The sequence below is a fragment of the Colwellia sp. RSH04 genome (genome assembly GCF_003545765.1).
GTDB lineage: Bacteria > Pseudomonadota > Gammaproteobacteria > Enterobacterales > Alteromonadaceae > Colwellia.
The window spans coordinates 1-1,230 of the sequence record NZ_QXIO01000039.1 but is presented as its reverse complement, the minus strand read 5'-3'; the positions used below and the strand labels follow the sequence as shown (position 1 = coordinate 1,230).

The window sequence follows — 1,230 nt, the reverse complement described above, 5'->3', positions numbered from 1 at the left end:
TGGACTTCCCATAGTTTGCTAGACACCAAATGAGTTACATTGTAACTTCAACTAGAGGTGTTTATGAGCAAAGGCAAACGGTATACCCAAGAATTCAAAATTGAAGCAGTTAAACAAACCACTGAACGTGGTTATTCAGTTGCTGAAGTCTCTGAGCGTTTAGGTATTTGTACTAAAACGTTATATCACTGGCGTAGCCTGTTATCAGATAAACCTAAACCATCAAAATCGGCTGACGAACAATTACGTATAGCTAAGCTTGAAGCTGAATTAAAACGTGTCACGGAGGAACGGGATATATTAAAAAAGGCCGCAAGGTACTTTGCCAGAAACCCCGAGTAAAGTACGCTTTTATTCGTGAGCATCAATACGAGTTTTCTATTGTTGCGATGTGTAAACTATTTAAGCTACATCGCAGTGGCTTTTATGCGTGGTTAAAGAAGCCATTAAGTGACAGAGCAATCGAAGATAATCGTTTGATTAAGCTTATTAAAGAGTTCTACGTTGCCAGTGGTGGCACTTACGGCAGCCCTTGGATACACGCAGATTTACGTGAAGCTGGTGAGCAATGTAGTGTTAATCGAGTCGCTAAGATCATGCGCCAACATAAACTCAAAGCGCAAATAGGTTATAAACGTCGCCATATTAAAGGCGGTAAAACATCACGCATTGCAGATAACTTGCTAGCTCGCCAGTTTAATCCTCCTGCGCCGAATCAAACTTGGGTAAGTGACATTACCTATGTGAGAACCTATGAAGGCTTCTTGTATGTAGCAACTGTCATGGATTTATTCTCTAGGCGCATTGTAGGGTGGTCGATGGATAAGAACATGGACAAGCACTTAGTGATTAAAGCATTGCTCATGGCAGTTTATCAGCGCCAACCCAAAGCTGAAGTCTTGGTACATAGTGATCAAGGTAGCCAATATGGCAGTGCTGATTACTTAGTGTTTATGAAAGAGCATAACCTTGTACCATCAATGAGTCGGGCAGGAAATTGTCATGATAATGCCGTTGCTGAAAGCTTTTTTGCTACGATTAAAAAGCGAATAATTAAACGGAAGATATACTCAACTCGCAATGATGCGAAAGCAGAGATATTTAATTTTATAGAAATGTTTTACAATCCGAAAAAACGTCACTCGCATACAGGCGGTGTTTCACCTGCTAAATTTGAGGAAGCGTATTTTTCTGAGTTAGAAACTGTCTAGTGAAATCTGGGAAGTCCAT

The 1,230-nt window shown here is 40.4% G+C and carries 1 protein-coding gene; it reads left to right on the top strand.

Translation table 11 applies throughout. From position 1 onward, the window contains the following. Nucleotides 1–63 precede the first annotated feature (63 nt). Nucleotides 64–1,211, top strand: a protein-coding gene (locus D1094_RS18390) for an IS3 family transposase (RefSeq protein ID WP_118961551.1) whose coding sequence is annotated in 2 segments (ribosomal slippage) — nucleotides 64–301 and nucleotides 301–1,211 — 1,149 coding nt in all. Because the reading frame shifts where the segments join, the coding sequence is not laid out codon by codon here. Nucleotides 1,212–1,230 lie beyond the last annotated feature (19 nt).